Genomic DNA, 17,265 nt, shown 5'->3' on the forward strand with positions numbered 1-17,265 from the left:
AAGTCATGCCGTTCTCATACACTTTAGTTAGATTTTAAACTGGCCTAAGGTGCGGGACATGTCCTGGCTAATGTCTTGCAGTGACTGAGCTGCATGACTATTACTTTCGTTAGCTTTTACTGAGACTTCGGTTAATTCCGAAATATTACAAATATTTCGATTAATTTCTTCGGTTACCAGTGATTGCTCTTCGGTGGCGCTGGCTAATTGTGTGTTCATGTCACTGATATGGGCAATTAATTGCAGAATCGCCGCCATGGCTTTACCCGCTTCGTGGGCTTGGGCCTGCAGCTCATCGGATTGCAGTTGAGTTTGATTGTTGCTCTTCATCACTGAGCCTACACCGGATTGGATCTCGCTAATGATTTTTTGGATCTCATTGGTCGAGTCTTGGGTGCGAGTAGCAAGGGCGCGGACTTCATCGGCAACCACGGCAAAACCACGGCCGTGGGTCCCTGCTCGAGCAGCTTCAATGGCGGCATTGAGGGCGAGCAAGTTGGTCTGCTCGGCAATGCTGCGGATCACATCGAGAATGCTACCGATTTGCTGTGAGGCGACGCCCAGCTTTTGGGTGATGACTTCAGAGGCTTTTAATTCTGCCACCAGTTTTTCTGTGTTGCTGACTGTGTTGTCGATCACGACTTGGCTTTGCTGCGCTTGTTCTTTTACGCTGTTCGCCGCATCGGCCGCTTGCTGGGTGTTGCTCGCCATTTCATGGGTGGTCGACAGCATTTGATTGACGGCTGTGGCGACGCTGCCTGTTTCTCTGTGGATATGTTCAGCACTCTGATTGGACTCTTCAACTGCAATCAAAAGCTGTTTTGCATCTTTATCTAATGCTTGGCCTAAAGGTTGTAAATGGCCGACCATGTCGCCAATTTTTTGGGCGAACATGTTGAAGGCGCGGGCGAGATGGGCAATCTCATCTTTACCTTGAGCATTAATGCGCTGACTTAAGTCGCCTTCGCCTTGGGCAATATCTTCAAGGGCATCAATAGCATCATTTAATGGTGAGGTGATGGAATGGTTAAGCACAAGGAAGAAGGCAAAAATCGGCACTGAAATCAAAAACATGATAATCAGATAGTCGATAATGACTGACTTTAAGCTCGCTTTGACATCGCTAAGATAGGCGCCTGTGATGACTGTCCAGCCCCATTGCGGGTAGTAACGGGCTTCAGCAAGCTTGTCTTCTATCGCACGGGTCATAGGATCGGCGATAGGGTATTCGAGGGTCGTTTTCGATTTAGCACGCGCTAATGGCAGCATAGTGGCTAAGGGATTTGTGCCATTAGGTAACTTGAAGGTTAATGCTGAGGTGCCAATAAGATTTGCGCTATCCCCGTGGGCGAGGATTTGATTATTATCATCAATAACAATGAAGTAGCCTGAACCTGAATAGCGAGTTTGATTGATTAAATCCGCGGCGATTTGTTTAGCTTCTGCTTCACTAAACTTACCTTTGAGCGCATCCTGACGATGCACATCTATCACACTTAACATGCTGGCGAGCTGACCGTCTATCTGCAACCATTTCTGTTCAATTAAATTACTGTACTGCTCTTTAATTGAAAAACTGGCAAAACACACAGTCCCTATCGCGGCCATAAGGAGCATCATCATTAAGCGTTGCAAAATGGTAAACCGGCGCAAAATGGTAAACCGGCGCAAAAACGTGATCATTTGGATTCCTTAAGGACTTATTATTGTGCATCAATATACCTGCGAATCAATCTCAATTGAATCGTCTGTGACATAAATTAAGTAAAAGCCGTTATAAAATATGAGTTTCTTTGATCTAAAGCAGGGAATAGTGATAGGGAACTTTAATCTGTTGCATTATGGGGCATGTTCTTATTAAGTTAGTCCGTTTTATAAGTCGTTTCATGTTGAAGGTTTTATCTGATCTATTAAATATCAATAAGTTAGCATTATGTTAATTTTGCCATCTTGCTATATTAGGCTAATCAATTGTTTTAATTTTGATTTTTTACGCTTTTACGCGCAAGATTAATTCATTATTCAGTTTGAGAATCGATTATGACCACAAATACTATCGTAACGTCGGATGATATTTTACTGAAGTTATGCCACTCAGTCGCCCACGTCCTTTCTAGCACCAGTGCCAGCAATGTTACCCATGCGGGTATGGTACAAAGTATTGCGCGTACTCGTCTTAAACCTGATCTCGGTTGTTTCTCGATTTTCGACGGTGGTTTTTCAGGGCTGGTTGTGATCAACTTTTCAGCTTCGGCGGCGATTGAAATCTACCGTCGCTACATGCTGAACATGGGCATGCCTGAGTCTGAGCTCGCGTTTTCGCATACGTCAGATGAAGTGAGTAATGTGATGGGCGAACTGATGAACCAAATCTTAGGGGATTTTATTAATAAAATTTCAAAAGAATTGCAAACATCCATCAGCCAAAGCCAACCAAAAATGTTGACGATTAATAAAGAGTTAACTATATCAATCGACGCTAACTTAGACGATGCGGTTGCCCGTAGAGTGTCGTTTAGAACTGAAAATAACCATATTTTTTACCTCGAGTTTGCCATGGACAAAACTGAATTCATTCGCTTAGATGAATTTGTCTACGATGAAGAATTCGATCCCGATAGTCTGTTAGAGCAGCACAGTTCGATTGGGGGAAATAACGACTCAAATTCGAATGTTTCGCCTTGGGTTAAGATGGCCGATAAACCCGCCATTGCGACTCGTGCCATTGATAATGAAGCCGATGATTTGCTCGATCAGCTTGGCATTTAAGCAGAGTCTCTAATGTAAGACGGATGTTAACGCATTCGTCTATACAAGTGGATGGAACTGTTTTAGTATCGACGCAAAATAATAACTAAGGTTAAATCCTCTTTATGGCATCGAAAGCGACCTCGATTGATATTGCTTATCGTGCTGGCGTATCCCAGTCAACGGTTTCCCGTGCCCTTAGAAACAGCCCGTTAGTCAATTTAGAAACTCGCCAACGTATTCAAACCATTGCCAAAGAGCTGAATTATAAGGTCGATAAAAATGCCAGCAATCTTCGCACCCAAAATAGCCATACCTTAGCGCTGTTATTGTGTGAAGACCCCACCAACGATGACTCGTTAATCAATCCTTTTTTCCTGTCTATGCTTGGCTCCATTACCCGAGCAACGGCGCAGCAAGGTTATGATTTATTGGTTTCTTTTCAGCAATTGTCTAGCGATTGGCACGCCGATTATGAAGACAGTAATAAAGCTGACGGCATTATTTTGCTCGGTTACGGCGACTACATGGACTACGAGCAAAAGTTGGAGCGATTGCTCGCGCAGAATACTCATTTTGTGATCTGGGGTGCTGAGCATAACAATAAGTCAGTACTTTCCATTGGTTGTGATAATCATCAAGGCGGCTTGATTGCAACAGAGCACTTGATTTCCCTTGGTCGTAAAACTTTTGCCTTTTTAGGCGATGCCTCAAGCCACAGCCCTGAGTTTAGGGACAGATATTTAGGCCATGTGAAGGCGCTGCAAATGGCGAATATTGCTGTCGATCGCACTAAGCAAGTGTCGGCAATTAGCACTGAAAGTGCTGGTTACGATGCGGCTATGGCATTGATGGCCAAAGGCGCACAGTTTGATGCTATTTTTGCTGCTAGCGATCTGATTGCCATTGGTGCTATTCGTGCGCTGAAAGAGAAGGGCATTTCAGTCCCAGAACAAGTTGCAGTGGTGGGATATGATGATATTCCAGTGGCGAGTTTTGCCAATCCGCCATTAACGACCATTAAGCAGAATACCCAATTAGCCGGTGAAATTTTAGTCGACAGTGTACTCAAACTTATCCGCGGACAAGAGGTGAGTGCGCAGCTTATTCCGACGACCTTAGTGGTTCGTAGCTCCTGCGGAATAGATAGCACGCCGCTTAAGCCGTTATAGATGGCCGTTATTGCTAGGACTTAATAGCAGCTTGCTACTATTGGTTGGCAACTCGTTAAGCACTTAATTTACTTATTGAAACATCGCCGATAATCCTTGGATTTATCGGATTTTTGCTTTTTGGGATCACTAAACCGCATATTGACGTAAAAACTTCGGCACATCTGCTTTGGTTTTCTTGGCGATTTTTTGCAGTAACTCGAAGGTGGGAGCATTGAGACCGAACTCTTGCTGAAGGTCTGCCAGCATTGCCAGCCACAAATGGCCAGTCATTTCGGCATCGGCTAAGGCGCGGTGAAAGGTGCCATCGCTTGGTAACTGTTTATAGCGCACTAAAGTACCTAGCTGATGATTCGGTGCCGCTTGATATAAACGTCTTGCCACTAGCAAGGAGCAACCAAATTGCCCTCGATAGCGATGGCGAATTTGGGCAAATTCCGCGTCTAAAAAGCGCTGATCAAATGCCGCATTGTGGGCGACTAAGTTATGATCGGCGATAAAGTCGGCAAAACGCGCCATCACTTCATTGCAGGGCGCTGCATCCCTGAGCATTTGATTGCTGATCCCTGTGTAGTCCTCAATAAAACGACTTATTCTAAATCCTGGGTTCATCAACTCTGAAAATCTTTGGGTGATCACGCCGTTTTCAATCAGCACAGCTCCGATTTCAATCGCGCGGTCCCCTTGATTAGGCGATAGCCCTGTGGTTTCAAAGTCGAGCACGACCAAAGTGTTAGCTGCAGATGTAGGCATAGATCTTACATGGACTCTATAAATGATGTGTCAGCATTGCCGTCTTTGACAGTGCAACGCTTTTAGATAAGCCGATTGTAATTCAATACGTTAGTAAATTCACTATCACATTGACGCTGATAAAAGACTTAATGCTTTGTTGATCCGGTCGAGCTTTCTTGGTTTCGCTTCCTGTTAGCATTTACCTCTATGAATAACAGTTTGGTTTGTGAGCGACCCATGCAACTCGATATTAATGGCTTAACACCCGCGCAATTTTTAGCAGAATATTGGCAGAAAAAACCTTTGGTTATCCGCCAAGGATTCAAACATTTTCAAGATTTAATCTCGCCCGAAGAGTTAGCCGGCTTAGCCATGGATGAGCTGGTGGAATCTCGGCGAGTGTACCAACAGGCGGGGCAATGGCAGGCTGAATTTGGCCCTTTTGATTCCTACGATCATCTCGGTGAACGGGATTGGACTTTGATCGTGCAAGCCTTGAACAACTGGGTGCCCGATGCAGAAGCCCTGATCCAATGTTTTGATTTTATTCCGCGCTGGCGTTTAGATGATGTGATGGTGAGTTTTGCCACTCCTGGCGGTGGAGTGGGGCCGCATATCGATCTGTATGATGTGTTTATTTGCCAAGGTTCGGGACGTCGCCGTTGGCGCGTGGGCGATCTGGGGCCGCATAAAGAGTTTGCCGCCCATCCCGCTTTGCTGCACACAGAAGCCTTTGAACCGATTATCGATACTGAGTTGTTGCCCGGCGACATCCTTTATATTCCCCCTGGATTCCCCCATGACGGCATAACCTTAGAACAGTCTTTAAGTTTTTCAGTAGGTTATCGTACAGCTTCCGCCAAAGATATGGTAAGTGCTTTGGCCGATCATCTGTCTGAGCAAGATTTAGGCACACAGCAGATTGAAGATCCAGACCGCGAGCTGACAACGCGCAGTGGTTGTGTCGATAATCGTGATTTAGCGCGGTTACGTACGCAACTGACTAATATGTTAACCGATGAACTGGTGAGCGAGTTTTCGGGCCGCTATTTAACTCAATCTAAATGCGCCCTCGATTTACCCGATGAGCCGTTGGACATCACGCAAGACGAAGTGCTCGCTTGGCTCGATGAGCAGCCGCTTATTCGCCTCGGCGGACTGCGTTGTTTGTATTTTGATATCAATGTGGGACAAGGCGTTGTCTATATTAATGGTGATAAGTATCAGCTTTCAGCTGAATTGGCTGCGCTGATCCCACTCCTGTGTGATAGCAATCAGTTAGATAAAACCGCCTTAGCCCCCTGGTTAGCCGATGCCGATTTGCTTACGCAGCTGACTGAGTGGGTGAACCTCGGTTACTGGTACTTTGAAGACCTGAGTGATGAAGAGTGTTAAGGCTGAGATAATAGGCAAAGCATGATGGATGTTGATACCATTTTAGCGCTAACGCCGATGGATTTTAGTGTTAAGTCGGTTTTGCAATCGTTGGATTATAGTGTTGGATGCATTCTAGTGTTAGTTGAGATTTAAAACAGAATAATGTTGAAAGCCGCATCTATGTTTAGGGCAAGCTCATGCTTGCCCTTGCTTATCTTTTTAAGATCGCGAAGGCTTGCAAGTCTGCGTTATTGCTTTAGTCATATTTCTACTGCGTTCATTGTCTTATCATTTTTAATGTTAAACATTGGTTTTTAAAAGTATTTTACCAAGCGAGATGAGTTTTGCTGGCACAGTCTTAGTGAGATGGGTTTAGGCCGATAAGCCTATTCTGATTAATGTCGTCAGGAGTGGAGTGAGCTTCACTGAATAACCAATGCCTAGAGTATTAATGCGATTCGCAGATGGTCATTTAGCCTCTGGATTTGCTGATTATGTCACTATGGGCAGTTGTGCCCATTGGGTGGTGTAGCGCGGGGAGAGCTGTTCACGTTTTATCCCCCAAGTTGGGTCAATACCTTGTCCTGCAAACCAAATTTTTCCGCGGCCGCTGTGGTTCACTTTATCGAGTAACTGCATTAGCTCCTTGCTTTTAGGCCTAGGCGTGACGTCATCGAATAATCCGAGTTGAAACACGCCTGCACCAAAAAAATCCCCTAACATGACACCAGCCTTTGCATAGGCATGACCTTCACGCCAAATGCGTTGCAGTAGGCTTTGGCCAAGGGTGACAAAATCCCGCGTATCATTGCTGGGGCGAACTAAACTGCCCGACAGCGATTTGCTGTACTGGGGACTTGCATCGCTAAAAGGGCTAGTACGGACAAATACTGACATCGCTTTAGCGTACTGGCGCTCGGAGCGCAGTTTTTCACAGGCCCTAAAAGTGTATTCATTGATTGCCTGTTGCATCGTTTCCAAGTTATCAATACGACTGCCAAAGGAGCGGGAGCTGATAATTTGTTGCTTAGTGGCGGCGACCTCTTGTATGTCATCACAGGTAATGCCGTTAAGTTCGCGTACCGTGCGCTCAACGGTGACAGAAAAGGTGTCGCGGATAAGCTTTGGATGCGCATCCGCCAATTGCAACGCGGTATTTATACCCATGATGTTCAAGCGTTTTGTAAGCCTACGGCCTATTCCCCAGACTTCTTCGACAGGGATAAGCGCCATGAGTCGTCGTTGGCGTTCACGGTCGCGCAAATCAACCACGCCCCGGGTTGCTGGATAACGCTTAGCAGCATAGTTTGCCAGTTTGGCGAGGGTCTTTGTCGGCCCAATGCCAACGCAAACACTGATCCCTGTCCATTGCGGTATTCGCTGATAAATATCTAATGCAAGCTGATGAATATCGGTGCATTTATCGATGCGTGATAGATCTAAAAACGCTTCATCAATACTATACACTTCTACTTTCGGCACCATTTGCTCTAAGGTGGTCATCACTCTGTTTGACATGTCGGCATAGAGTGCATAGTTGGAGGAGAATACCGCAACCTGATGCTGGCGGAGTTGGTTTGCTATTTGATATACAGGCACCGCCATCTTGATGCCAAGTTGTTTGGCTTCTACGGAGCGGGCGACGACGCAGCCATCATTGTTGGATAACACCACAATCGGCTTGCCAACCAAATCCGGCCTAAACATCCGCTCACAGGAGGCATAAAAATTATTGCAATCGACGAGGGCGAATAGTGAGGGCGTCATTTGAGCTTTTTCACCACGTTGGTCACTACCCCAAAGATGTTTAACTCAGACTCATCATTGATGGCGATCGGGGAGAATAAGGTATTACGTGGTAGCAATTGCACCACAGGGCGTAGCTGTAATTGCTTTACGGTAAACTCACCGTTCACCGCTGCGACAACGGTATCACCGTGGGCTGGCTGTAGTGAGCGATCTACCACCAAAATATCACCGGAGAAAATCCCCGCTTCGATCATCGAATCCCCTTGGACTTTGACAAAAAACGTGGCGGCAGGATGTTTGATGCATAACTCATTGAGATCTAATGTTTGTTCTACATAGTCTTGGGCCGGTGACGGAAATCCTGCGGCAATCAAGGAGCTAAATAGCGAGAGCCGATATTGGGTATGTTTGGCGAAGCGGCCTAGGATCATCATAATAATAAATCACAATATACTGTACATATAAACAGTGTAGTCTAACTATGAAGCTTATCGAAAGAATTTATGTGGGGAGAGTTGTGTTATCGACCCAAGCGCTGTCGAGTGCTGAGCAATTGATGATGGCTGCTCTAAAGCACCCTTGACTGCTTGAATATCGCCAAGGGTGAGCGTTTCGTCCATTTAATTCAGTTAACGCACTTTAGTTAACCCGCTTTAGTTAACGCAATTTAGTTAATCCAACCTAGCCATAGCCACCATAAATAATCCAGTGGCATGAGCGCAATTATGGTTATTGCCACCAGCGGTAAGGTGATGCGAAGTAGTTTAGTTAATGGCTCTTGGGATAATTGCATCGCCAAAATCAAAGGAGCCACCTGATAAGGAAAAATCACGGTTGAAAACCCGATCACCTGCGTCATTAATACCGCAGGGGTGGAGAAGCCAGTTGCATTGGCAAAGTCTGCCGCCATGGGGGATAACACAGTCGGCACGCCTGGAACCGTTGCCACTAATCCCGTTAGCGTCGCGATTAACGATAACGACATAAAATTCAGGAACGATGCCCCTTGCTGCAAGGGTAACCATTCACTGAACAGTTGACCTAGCGCAGTGCCGAGCCCGGAATGATTGACCAATGCTCCCAGACCTAAGGCCGCCGCGACAAAAATGACGGTCGACAAATCCACTGAACTATTAAAACTCTTAGGCTCAAGCACTCCCCATTTGGGGAGCAATAACAAGATAGCCGTTGTTAATCCTACCCAAGCGGGATTAATGCCGTGCAGCGAGTCAGTCACCCAAAAGAGCAAAGTAATAGCCAGTAACAGTGCAACTTTCTTTTGCATACCAAGGTTATAAGCTTCTTTTTCAATAACGCGTTCAGGCTGGTTGTTATCAATTTTTGCAGGAAATAGGAAAACGACTAGCGCCACAATCAATATTGATTTGAGTAAGCCAAGGATTGGAAAATGCAATAAGAGATACTCAGTATAACCAAAATGGATATTGAATAGATTCTCACTGGAACCTGCCAATATCATGTTGGGAATATTCGCGGGCAACACGGCAAAACTGGGCATGTTGCACGCCAGTGCCAAGGCGGTCGCAATGCCTATCCGTCCATGGCTACCACGAGCAAAACCGACTTGCTCAGCTAACGCCATACCAATTGGCACCATGACCACAGCACGGCCAACGGATGAGGGCATCACAAAGCCAAGCAGCACGGCACTAAAGACCAAACCCGCAATTAAGCGTGGATAACTTGAGGTCAGTATGGGGGCAATCAAACTGGCCATTCTGCGACTTAAACCAGACTGAGTGATGGCACTGCCGATCACAAACCCCGAAATGATTAACCACACCGCAGTTGAGCCGAATCCGGAGAAAAGTATACTCGGCTCAATGAGTTTAAAAATGGTGGCAAGGGCAAAAAAGATTAACCCCGCCATAAAGGGCGGGAAGAAACCTGTGCTCCAAAACATCAAGGTCACTAACACTACGCCTGCGCTGTAGGAAAACACCGCGGGATGCTGACTTAGCGGAAAAAGCGCAAGTAAAGTAGCGATCAACAGTGCACTGAAAAACGCTAGCTGTTTAACGCCAATAAAACGTTTCATGTTTACTGACCTATTGGGTTGAATACGTAAAAGATGCCTACTAAGATAGCTGACTTAGTTTGGCGTTTTAAGAGGGTAATATGTCAAAATATGTTCCTAAAGCGACATTGTTAACACCCAGTGATGCGGCGTTTATCATAGATGCCAATCGGCCCGTACTGACCCATACTCGCAATATGGCGGCGGAAGCGGGTATCGAGCCTCACTCGCACCCGCGGGGTCAGCTACTTTGGGCCGCCAAAGGTTTGTTACGTGTTCGCAGTGAAAATGCCGTCTGGGTGGTACCCTCAACCCATGCCGTTTGGATCCCTTGCAATTTGCCCCATCAAGTGAACAGTGAAACCCACGCACATACTCGCAATATTTATATTGACCCTAGCTATGGCGTTAGGCCACAGGATACGCAAGTGGTGATGGTGACTATGACAGCGTTGATGCGCGAATTAGTGCTTAAACTTTGTGAAAGTTCACATCTTATGGACAGTGGACAACTGCATCGGCTGGGTTTGGTTGCCATCGATGAGCTCCAAACTCTGGACAGTCTGGATGCCCATTTACCCGCAGGCTCAGATCCAAGACTCAGCCGCTTGATCCAAACGCTGATCCGACGTCCAAAAGTGAGTTACTCACTGACCGAGTTAGCCGAAATGGGCGGCGCGAGTGTGAGAACGATTGAGCGACTATTCAAAGCTGAAACTGGGCTTACTTATCGACAATGGCGACAAAGATTTCGTTTGTTAAATTCGCTTGAGAGCTTAAGCCAAGGGGAGAGCACGACTATGGTGGCACATAGTTTAGGTTATTTGAGTGTCAGCAGTTTCAGTGCCGCTTTTAAAATGCAATTTGGTTGCACGCCGCAAGATTACCCGCAGCATAAGCCTATGAAAAGCGGGAGCTAAATCAGGCATCATAAAACCGTCTATAAAAAAGCTAGAACAATATCTAGGATGTTGTTCTAGCCTGCAATTTATCAAAGTGTCTTAAGCTAATGCGCTATTTTAATTGGCTATTTCAACTTGTCATTTCAATGCCGCTGGGACGATAGGGTAATAATCCCAGACTTGGCCATCGGTCATTGAGCGCACCAGTTTGATGTATTCTGCATGGGTCCAGGCGAGCGGTGTGGCAGAGTTGGTGCCTTGTCCGAGTTGGTAATGATAGCGGGTGGCATCGCCGACACCGTCCCACGCTTGCTCGGGTAACATCATGCCCGCATTCGCAAAGGTTTCCATGCCTTGCACATAGGTGTTGATTAACTGCTGCTTGGTTTGCTGCGCGTTATTGCCTGTTAGCTCGCCTTTTGCTTGGGCGAGTGCTAATTCAAAATGACCGCGCTCGCCGGTGAAGAAGGGCCAGATTCGGCCGCGTTGATCGGCGCTGTTGCTGCCGGATTCTGCGTAGTTTTTGCCAGAAACCGTATCCTCACCGTAGCCGTCGTTACCATAACGTCTAAAGCCTGGGATAGTGCTGCCATCTTTGGCGGTAAACACGTATTTTATGCGTAGGTTGTGCTCAAGCTCTGTATTATCAATCAGTTGAAGGCTTTGATTGATGAGCTTGTCAGTTGCACCGCGCACGCCATAACGCACTAGTTCTAAAAATCCGCCATCGAGGATCTGACGTTGATCTAAACCTTGCTTACCGTTATTTGCCGCCAGTGTATCGCTAGTGTTTGGCTCGCCATTCGGGCTTAAACGTAAATAGTAAGGCGCGCTGACATCTGCGCTGTTTTTCAATAGCCCTTGGGTGGTGACTAAGTGTTTTTCTAAACTATGACTTAAGTCTTTGGCGGCGGTAAGATAACGGGCGCTTGAAGTAATATCTTTAGCTTCTTTGGCAATTTCACTCGCGGCAACAAGACCGGCGATCACGGCAGCCGTTGTTGAGGGGGAGTAACCCGCTTGTTCTTCCCAACGTTCTTGCTGAGTTTTAGGTGGGGTGATTTGGGTGTGATTCCAATCCAGATTGACGTCACCGCCGCTGATCAAAAAGTCCGCTGCACCTTTGAGCATCTCTTGATACCAGTGACTGATCTCATCAGGGGTGAGTACGCCCGCTTGCCAGAGTTTCCAGCCGAGCATGATCGGCATGGCGGTTTGATCGAGCTGCACGCCGACCCATTCAATTTGGCCATCCACATGGGTTTTTTGCAGGAACCAACCGGGCGTACCCGTATAGCCGGGCGTCTTTTCGGTCACTTGCACTTTTTTCAGGTATTCGAAGGCCACCTTGGGCGTTTGTGTGTCACCCATGGCGAGGAATGCCATGGCGCATTGGTAAAAGTCACGCGGCCATACTGCTTTATAGCCAGTGCTCGGCACGGCTGCCGAAACCGTATCGCCCCAAGGGTTAGAAAGTGAAGCGATCAGTGCGCCGGCATAGGTTTTATCTTCCTGCGCTTTCAAGACCATAGCGCTGGTATACAGCAGCTTGCCGTTATCTGTGGTGTTGTTGGCCATGTTAGCGATGGCGGGCAGTGAGCTTAGGTAACCCTGCCAGCCTGCATTGTAATGGCTGAGCACAGCATCATAACCTGCGGCTAAGCTGGCATCGGCATTGGCTAAACTCTGGATTTCGTCTTTACCAAAACCGATGGCGAGATTAAAAGTGACGGGTTTGGCTTTGATGAGCGTTGGGTAGCTTGCGGTAAAGGCGATATTGCCAACGGTCGATTTATCTTGCGCACTGGTCGTTTGATAGGGCGTATCGAGTTTGCCGTTATCGGCCAAATCGGCTAGGCCATCGGAAACACCGACAAAGCCAGTCGTAGCCTGCACAAAATTCAGATCGGATTTTACCGTCATTACGCTACTGTCTTTGGCGGCGGTATAGGCCACCAGCGCCTGATTATTAGCATGAGTGTTGGCATGACTGTCAGTATGAGTGTCGATGCGGCCGATATCATTGGCGCCCGCATTGTCGATATGCGGATTGACATACAAATGCGGTGTAATGCCATCTTCAAAGGCGGTAAAGGTGACACGCATCATCAAAGTGTCGCGGTCGGGATCGGTAAAGATATGCTTTTCAATCTGATACTTACCTTCAACATCTTTATTGATAATTTTATAGGCAAGGGATTGCGGGCGACCATTAGCATCTGTATCTAAATATTCTATGCTGCTGATGGTGTTCTCTTTTTCGGTATCGACAAAGCCATTACCTGTGACCACAAATTGCAGTTCTTTGAGCTGCGCATTATGGATAAGACCATACATGGTTTCGGTTAAAATACCTTGGGCGAGGGAGAACCAAACGCGGCTAATGGGATTTTGCTTGGCATCTTGATATTGACCTTGGGTATAAGGCTCGTAAGACGTCCCAATACCAGTTTTACCCGAAAATGCCCAAGTCGGCGCTTTACCCGGTGCGCCGGGCGCAACCTGCTGCACACTTGGCGCGGCATTCACACTTGTGGCAGTTGTTGCTGAATTCGATGTGGGTGAACAGGCCGCTAACCCTATCATCCCTAATAGGCTTGCGGCGACGGCAAGCGCTAGGCGGCTGCGTCTTGTTAACGCTTGTATGTGACGGTTTTGGCTGGTATGCAGATCCTGCTGCGGCGTAGGACTCGATTCCATCTCGTTCTCCCCAAATAATGGTTTTATTTTTATAGTGATTGAATTGATAAAGATATTTTATGCTGCTGTGATTAGCCAAATGACCGAATTCACCGCGCTTAACATGCATTGCTGCATGTCGGCTATTGTGTATCGTTGCTATAAAGAGCTAACTTTTATTTGTTAATTTGCCTGTGGCTTTCGTGATTAAGTGGGTCTTGCGGTTCATCGCTGCACTTTGATTATTTGGGTTATTTTGTTCGACAATGTCTTGGTCGACAAATAATACGGCAATGCCTGCACACATCATCAAGACGCCACCTGTGATCAGTGCATAAATAGGTTGACCATCGAACAGACCATTGAGCACTAAACCCAGCACACTGGCGGCAAGAAGCTGCGGGATGACGATGAAGAAGTTAAAAATCCCCATGTAAACGCCCATTTTTTGCGGGGGTAACATGCCCGACAACATGGCGTAGGGCACAGATAAAATTGACGCCCACGCGATACCGACACCTATCATAGGCAGCCATAACAGGCTTGGGTCTTTAATAAAAAAGAAACTAATTAAACCTATACCACCACAGAACATATTGACTGTGTGGGTCAGCTTGATGCCAATACGCTTAGCCAGCATAGGAATAAAAATCGCGGCAATGGCGGCAAAACCATTGTAGGAGGCGAACAGTACGCCGACCCAATCTGCGCCGTCGTTATAAGCTTGGGACAAAACATCGCTGCTGCCAAAATGGTAAGACGTCACGGCGGCAGTGGTGTAAATCCACATGGCAAACAGTGCGAACCAAGAGAAAAACTGCACGATCGCCAGTTGATGCATGGCTTTGGGCATATGGAACAAGTCATCGACCACGCTAAATACCATGCCGAGCTTATTGCGTTCAGCGGGTTGTGAATTGCCCAAACGCAGCGCGCAATACAGTTGTAATGGGCCAAAGGCGAAAATCCCTAAGCTCAAAATATACAGCTGCTTGTCTAAATGCTGCGCCCAAATAGCTAAGGTGAGCAGGGCGCCGAGACCCATCCACACGAAGGAGGCAAATTGATAGTCCTTGCGGGTACGAGTGCGGGCTAAGGTTTCATCTTCAGCATCGACTTGTTTTGCGTTAAAGGCTGCTAATTCTTCAGGGGAATATTCTCTTGAGGATACGACAGTCCAACTGACGGCGAGCAATAATACTGTGCCACCGAAATAGAAGGCATAACGCACTGAATCGGCAATTTCACCCGCTGGTGCAGTATTCGCAACATCAAAAAAGTGAGTCAAAATATAGGGTAAGGCCGAAGCGACCACAGCGCCAATACCGATGAAAAAGCTTTGCATGGCATAGCCTTGAGTACGTTGGCTTTTCGGTAAATTGTCACCGACGAAGGCGCGAAACGGCTCCATGGCGATGTTGATCGAGGCATCCATGATCCATAACATGCCGGCGGCAATCCACAGGGTAGGCGAGTGCGGCATGATAAAAATGGCAAGGGTAGTAAAAATCGCGCCAATCAAAAAATAGGGGCGACGACGGCCGAGGCGTCCCCAAGTGTTATCACTCAAATAACCAATAATAGGTTGAACCAATAAACCCGTCAGTGGTGCGGCAATCCACAGTATGGGAATTTCATCGATAGAAGCCCCCAAGGTTTGAAAAATGCGGCTGACGTTGGCATTTTGCAGGGCAAACCCAAATTGAATGCCTAAAAAACCGAAACACATATTAAAAATTTGCCAGAAACTCAACTCAGGTTGTTGCTTGAATGCATGCGGCAACTGAGGCGCTGCGGCTTGATGGGGATCTTGCTGGTAATTCGAAGACATTGAACTTCCTTTCTGTTGCCGGCAGTCGTTCTGCCTTGAGTGCTTATTGTTTTAATTGTTTTGCCTAGCAATGGATTGGCACTGTACTTTGCTTTTATGTGGTGAGCTATTTCATCACAGCCAAGAGCATACAATAAAAGCTAAGAGTCAGATTCATGGCTTATTCATGGTAGTTTCGCGCATGCCATGAATGAGTGTACTCTGTGAAAAAATGGCGAATATACTCCTCCCTCAGAAGCATATTCGCCGATAAATTCATTTCAAATTTGGGCTAACACCTTAATTCAAAGGGGTTAGCCCAAGTGAGTGGCCTAAAGCCAGTCAGCAGAAAGAACTTAAGCCTGATAGCAATCCTTGTATATAACCCTATCAGAAACGACCTCACAGATTTCAAACCCCACAAGCAGAGGGTGAAACGAGCGGATTTATAGTAGCCTCGGCGTAGATTTTTGCACAACTGCTTACATACGTATTCATCACGATGTGGCATCCTTTGAGTAACGCTAGATTAACTTCGGTTTCGCTGTAAATTGGGCGTGAAACTCTCGATAATATGCTTGAAGCTTGGTTTTAAAGAGATCATCTATGGTATTGATGTTCGACTTTTTTAGGTTTCGAGGAAGAAGAATGATGGTACTTAATGGGAGGTATGATGCTTGGCGATAGGCGAAAGTTTAACATTTTTTATATCTATAAAGTTGAGCAGAATAAGTCTAAAAGCGTTGTCTGCCAGACAAAACCTTGTGGAATAAAAGGGCCAACAACCTAGTGTTTCATCCCCCGCCTAAATCGCTAAATTGCCAGTGGAATGAGTGTATGGCTAAAGTTGCTTCAGCACATCAAGAAGACCACCTTCGAGCAACAAGCGGTCTGAGATGTCTATCTCCTAGAAGTTCTTTTCGGTAAATTTGAGGTGAGGCCGGCTGAAGTTGATCAACACAAAGCCCTTATCTTGATCTGCGCCCACATGCATAGTGCGGCGGATCTTGAGGTTTTCACCGTCGACGTCTTCGTCGATGAAATAAGTGCCCGAGGGTAAACCGCCTTCGGCGGCAGATTTCCACAATTTATTCTCGATATTGTCGACCATCCAAGCCGCCCGTGGGAAGCCTGTTTGAAACACATCGAAGCCGGGTTCGTCGGCATCTTCCGGAAACATTGCTGGGCTTTTTTTAATGAAGTAAAAGTCGTTGGCGGAGGCCACTATGTATAAAATTTCATCCTTGAATAACAGATAGTCGAGCTTGGCGATGAGCTTATGGCCTGCGGGTAAGTTGTCTGTGTAATAATTGCATGGGGATTCATTTATTCTTTTATTAATCAGCACCTTAATGGAGTAGTCGGGATAAGGGTTACGGCGCCGAGAGTCTGCAGTTCGTCTATGGTGAGCGGATCGCGCTCGAAGGTGAAGGTCTCCACTACGCCGGAGTTTTGGCCTATGTCCTTGGCATAGCGGTTGTTCTTATCGACCTTAGTCAAGCCGTTGCCCGCGAACAGGGGATTGGCACCGAATTCTTCCTGCATCACGTGCCTGGCAGGGCTCAATGTTCGCAGCTCGTGATCCTGGATGGTCTTGCTGGCATATTGGCCTACCGCATCTCTGTTGTGAAAATCTTTCCCGGTACCTGCATAACTGGCCATGAAACCGGCATAATCCTCGGAAAAGTCTGGGGTCAGGATCGCCGCCAGGATGCTGGCGGCTTCTTCTAGACTAGTTGGCTGTAACTTACCTCAGGCCCCTTGGCTTCGACCACTAGATATTCCAACACGGTGCCATTAGTGGCACGTAGCATGGCTTAAAGCGGTTGCTGCCAAACAAGCCCTTCTGGAATGAAAGGGTCAATAACTCGGTGTTTCATCCCCGCCTGAATCGCTAAATTGGTAAGGGCCAAAGCATATTCTGCGAAATGGCCTTCAACCATGCCCTTCCATTCACCATAACGGGCTTCATGGTGACAAATCTCCAACTGCTTTTGAATGCCTGTATCGAACACGCTTTGGTCGTTGATAATAATGCCCCATAAAGCCAAATGT

The 17,265-nt window shown here is 46.8% G+C and carries 13 protein-coding genes and 1 pseudogene; 4 read left to right on the top strand and 10 right to left on the bottom strand.

The window, feature by feature from the left end; all coding sequences use genetic code 11:
- Window positions 1-27 precede the first annotated feature (27 nt).
- Window positions 28-1,683, bottom strand: a complete 1,656-nt coding sequence (locus tag L5L77_RS14230; protein WP_263185444.1) for a methyl-accepting chemotaxis protein — start codon at window positions 1,681-1,683, stop codon at window positions 28-30.
- 357 nt (window positions 1,684-2,040) lie between these two features.
- Between L5L77_RS14230 and L5L77_RS14235 the strand changes: the two genes are divergently transcribed.
- Window positions 2,041-2,769 carry a DUF3334 family protein gene (locus L5L77_RS14235; RefSeq protein ID WP_028760052.1) on the top strand — a complete coding sequence of 243 codons (729 nt, stop codon included), beginning with the start codon at window positions 2,041-2,043 and terminating at the stop codon, window positions 2,767-2,769.
- Between the two features lie 104 nt (window positions 2,770-2,873).
- Window positions 2,874-3,920 carry a LacI family DNA-binding transcriptional regulator gene (locus L5L77_RS14240; protein ID WP_131524466.1) on the top strand — a complete coding sequence of 349 codons (1,047 nt, stop codon included), beginning with the start codon at window positions 2,874-2,876 and terminating at the stop codon, window positions 3,918-3,920.
- Window positions 3,921-4,049: 129 nt separating this feature from the next.
- Here the strand turns inward: L5L77_RS14240 and L5L77_RS14245 are convergent, their stop codons facing one another.
- On the bottom strand, window positions 4,050-4,673 hold the full coding sequence (locus L5L77_RS14245; RefSeq protein WP_263222967.1) for a PolC-type DNA polymerase III: 624 nt from the start codon (window positions 4,671-4,673) through the stop codon (window positions 4,050-4,052).
- Between the two features lie 219 nt (window positions 4,674-4,892).
- On the opposite strand from L5L77_RS14245, the gene L5L77_RS14250 reads away from it, so the two are divergent.
- Window positions 4,893-6,050, top strand: coding sequence for a cupin domain-containing protein (locus tag L5L77_RS14250; RefSeq protein ID WP_263185447.1), 1,158 nt, complete (start codon window positions 4,893-4,895; stop codon window positions 6,048-6,050).
- A gap of 474 nt (window positions 6,051-6,524) precedes the next feature.
- On the opposite strand, the gene umuC is transcribed toward L5L77_RS14250, so the two are convergent.
- From umuC to L5L77_RS14265, 3 genes are all read right to left on the bottom strand, one after another.
- Entirely contained in the window at window positions 6,525-7,799 is a 1,275-nt protein-coding gene (umuC, locus tag L5L77_RS14255) for a translesion error-prone DNA polymerase V subunit UmuC (protein WP_263185448.1), read from the bottom strand.
- On the bottom strand, window positions 7,796-8,215 hold the full coding sequence (umuD, locus tag L5L77_RS14260; RefSeq protein ID WP_411569153.1) for a translesion error-prone DNA polymerase V autoproteolytic subunit: 420 nt from the start codon (window positions 8,213-8,215) through the stop codon (window positions 7,796-7,798). The genes umuC and umuD overlap by 4 nt, the downstream gene beginning before the upstream one ends.
- Before the next feature lie 233 nt (window positions 8,216-8,448).
- Window positions 8,449-9,840, bottom strand: a complete 1,392-nt coding sequence (locus tag L5L77_RS14265; protein WP_263222968.1) for an SLC13 family permease — start codon at window positions 9,838-9,840, stop codon at window positions 8,449-8,451.
- Between the two features lie 80 nt (window positions 9,841-9,920).
- On the opposite strand from L5L77_RS14265, the gene L5L77_RS14270 reads away from it, so the two are divergent.
- Window positions 9,921-10,739, top strand: coding sequence for an AraC family transcriptional regulator (locus L5L77_RS14270; protein WP_263138781.1), 819 nt, complete (start codon window positions 9,921-9,923; stop codon window positions 10,737-10,739).
- 120 nt (window positions 10,740-10,859) lie between these two features.
- Here the strand turns inward: L5L77_RS14270 and L5L77_RS14275 are convergent, their stop codons facing one another.
- The 5 genes and pseudogenes from L5L77_RS14275 to L5L77_RS14295 all read right to left on the bottom strand — a co-directional run.
- Window positions 10,860-13,421, bottom strand: a complete 2,562-nt coding sequence (locus tag L5L77_RS14275) for a glycoside hydrolase family 15 protein (RefSeq protein WP_263222969.1) — start codon at window positions 13,419-13,421, stop codon at window positions 10,860-10,862.
- A gap of 148 nt (window positions 13,422-13,569) precedes the next feature.
- A complete protein-coding gene (locus L5L77_RS14280) occupies window positions 13,570-15,231 on the bottom strand; it encodes an MFS transporter (protein ID WP_263222970.1) in 1,662 nt (553 codons plus the stop codon).
- An 886-nt stretch (window positions 15,232-16,117) separates the two neighbouring features.
- Window positions 16,118-16,558, bottom strand: a complete 441-nt coding sequence (locus tag L5L77_RS14285) for a hypothetical protein (protein WP_263185453.1) — start codon at window positions 16,556-16,558, stop codon at window positions 16,118-16,120.
- On the bottom strand, window positions 16,552-16,872 hold the full coding sequence (locus L5L77_RS14290) for a hypothetical protein (RefSeq protein ID WP_263185454.1): 321 nt from the start codon (window positions 16,870-16,872) through the stop codon (window positions 16,552-16,554). Before L5L77_RS14290 ends, L5L77_RS14285 begins: the two co-directional genes overlap by 7 nt.
- Before the next feature lie 155 nt (window positions 16,873-17,027).
- Window positions 17,028-17,265: pseudogene (locus tag L5L77_RS14295) on the bottom strand (hypothetical protein); the annotation flags it as partial.

It is taken from the genome of Shewanella sp. SM29, assembly GCF_025654245.1.
In the GTDB taxonomy this organism is placed as follows: domain Bacteria; phylum Pseudomonadota; class Gammaproteobacteria; order Enterobacterales; family Shewanellaceae; genus Shewanella; species Shewanella oncorhynchi.

Excerpts from the sequence above, each read along its gene's own strand:
- L5L77_RS14245 (WP_263222967.1), bottom strand. The coding sequence starts at position 4,673 with ATGCCTACATCTGCAGCTAACACTTTGGTCGTGCTCGACTTTGAAACC.
- L5L77_RS14250 (WP_263185447.1), top strand. The coding sequence starts at position 4,893 with ATGCAACTCGATATTAATGGCTTAACACCCGCGCAATTTTTAGCAGAA.
- L5L77_RS14265 (WP_263222968.1), bottom strand. The coding sequence starts at position 9,840 with ATGAAACGTTTTATTGGCGTTAAACAGCTAGCGTTTTTCAGTGCACTG.
- L5L77_RS14275 (WP_263222969.1), bottom strand. The coding sequence starts at position 13,421 with ATGGAATCGAGTCCTACGCCGCAGCAGGATCTGCATACCAGCCAAAAC.
- umuD (WP_411569153.1), bottom strand. The coding sequence starts at position 8,215 with ATGATGATCCTAGGCCGCTTCGCCAAACATACCCAATATCGGCTCTCG.
- L5L77_RS14240 (WP_131524466.1), top strand. The coding sequence starts at position 2,874 with ATGGCATCGAAAGCGACCTCGATTGATATTGCTTATCGTGCTGGCGTA.
- L5L77_RS14270 (WP_263138781.1), top strand. The coding sequence starts at position 9,921 with ATGTCAAAATATGTTCCTAAAGCGACATTGTTAACACCCAGTGATGCG.
- L5L77_RS14280 (WP_263222970.1), bottom strand. The coding sequence starts at position 15,231 with ATGTCTTCGAATTACCAGCAAGATCCCCATCAAGCCGCAGCGCCTCAG.
- L5L77_RS14290 (WP_263185454.1), bottom strand. The coding sequence starts at position 16,872 with ATGGCCAGTTATGCAGGTACCGGGAAAGATTTTCACAACAGAGATGCG.
- L5L77_RS14230 (WP_263185444.1), bottom strand. The coding sequence starts at position 1,683 with ATGATCACGTTTTTGCGCCGGTTTACCATTTTGCGCCGGTTTACCATT.
- umuC (WP_263185448.1), bottom strand. The coding sequence starts at position 7,799 with ATGACGCCCTCACTATTCGCCCTCGTCGATTGCAATAATTTTTATGCC.
- L5L77_RS14235 (WP_028760052.1), top strand. The coding sequence starts at position 2,041 with ATGACCACAAATACTATCGTAACGTCGGATGATATTTTACTGAAGTTA.